Source organism: Pseudarthrobacter sp. TAF60_1, assembly GCF_052113505.1.
In the GTDB taxonomy this organism is placed as follows: Bacteria; Actinomycetota; Actinomycetes; order Actinomycetales; family Micrococcaceae; genus Arthrobacter.
In genome coordinates this window covers 1-1,664 of sequence record NZ_JBFRDI010000039.1, presented here as the reverse complement: position 1 = coordinate 1,664, position 1,664 = coordinate 1, and the positions used below count along the sequence as shown (strand labels likewise).

Below are 1,664 nucleotides of genomic sequence, written 5' to 3'. Positions count from 1 at the left end.
GTTGTGTTCGTTTTTGTTTTACTTCAACGGAGAGTTTGATCCTGGCTCAGGATGAACGCTGGCGGCGTGCTTAACACATGCAAGTCGAACGATGATCTCCAGCTTGCTGGGGGGATTAGTGGCGAACGGGTGAGTAACACGTGAGTAACCTGCCCTTGACTCTGGGATAAGCCTGGGAAACTGGGTCTAATACCGGATATGACTCCTCATCGCATGGTGGGGGGTGGAAAGCTTTTTGTGGTTTTGGATGGACTCGCGGCCTATCAGCTTGTTGGTGAGGTAATGGCTTACCAAGGCGACGACGGGTAGCCGGCCTGAGAGGGTGACCGGCCACACTGGGACTGAGACACGGCCCAGACTCCTACGGGAGGCAGCAGTGGGGAATATTGCACAATGGGCGAAAGCCTGATGCAGCGACGCCGCGTGAGGGATGACGGCCTTCGGGTTGTAAACCTCTTTCAGTAGGGAAGAAGCGAAAGTGACGGTACCTGCAGAAGAAGCGCCGGCTAACTACGTGCCAGCAGCCGCGGTAATACGTAGGGCGCAAGCGTTATCCGGAATTATTGGGCGTAAAGAGCTCGTAGGCGGTTTGTCGCGTCTGCCGTGAAAGTCCGGGGCTCAACTCCGGATCTGCGGTGGGTACGGGCAGACTAGAGTGATGTAGGGGAGACTGGAATTCCTGGTGTAGCGGTGAAATGCGCAGATATCAGGAGGAACACCGATGGCGAAGGCAGGTCTCTGGGCATTAACTGACGCTGAGGAGCGAAAGCATGGGGAGCGAACAGGATTAGATACCCTGGTAGTCCATGCCGTAAACGTTGGGCACTAGGTGTGGGGGACATTCCACGTTTTCCGCGCCGTAGCTAACGCATTAAGTGCCCCGCCTGGGGAGTACGGCCGCAAGGCTAAAACTCAAAGGAATTGACGGGGGCCCGCACAAGCGGCGGAGCATGCGGATTAATTCGATGCAACGCGAAGAACCTTACCAAGGCTTGACATGGACTGGAAATACYTGGAAACAGGTGCCCCGCTTGCGGTCGGTTCACAGGTGGTGCATGGTTGTCGTCAGCTCGTGTCGTGAGATGTTGGGTTAAGTCCCGCAACGAGCGCAACCCTCGTTCTATGTTGCCAGCGCGTGATGGCGGGGACTCATAGGAGACTGCCGGGGTCAACTCGGAGGAAGGTGGGGACGACGTCAAATCATCATGCCCCTTATGTCTTGGGCTTCACGCATGCTACAATGGCCGGTACAAAGGGTTGCGATACTGTGAGGTGGAGCTAATCCCAAAAAGCCGGTCTCAGTTCGGATTGGGGTCTGCAACTCGACCCCATGAAGTCGGAGTCGCTAGTAATCGCAGATCAGCAACGCTGCGGTGAATACGTTCCCGGGCCTTGTACACACCGCCCGTCAAGTCACGAAAGTTGGTAACACCCGAAGCCGGTGGCCTAACCCCTTTTGGGGAGGGAGCTGTCGAAGGTGGGACTGGCGATTGGGACTAAGTCGTAACAAGGTAGCCGTACCGGAAGGTGCGGCTGGATCACCTCCTTTCTAAGGAGCACCTACAACCACCCTGCCTCATGTATGTGAGTGTTGTGGGGTTGTCAGGAGTACGCCCGTTGCGCAGACGTTTGTTCTGCGGCGGGTGCTCACGGGTGGAATATCA

1 rRNA gene is annotated in these 1,664 nt (G+C 56.3%); it reads left to right on the top strand.

Annotation, left to right across the window (positions count from 1 at the left end):
- Positions 1-23 precede the first annotated feature (23 nt).
- Positions 24-1,549: ribosomal RNA gene (locus tag AB4Y73_RS20380) — 16S ribosomal RNA — on the top strand.
- Positions 1,550-1,664: the final 115 nt, after the last annotated feature.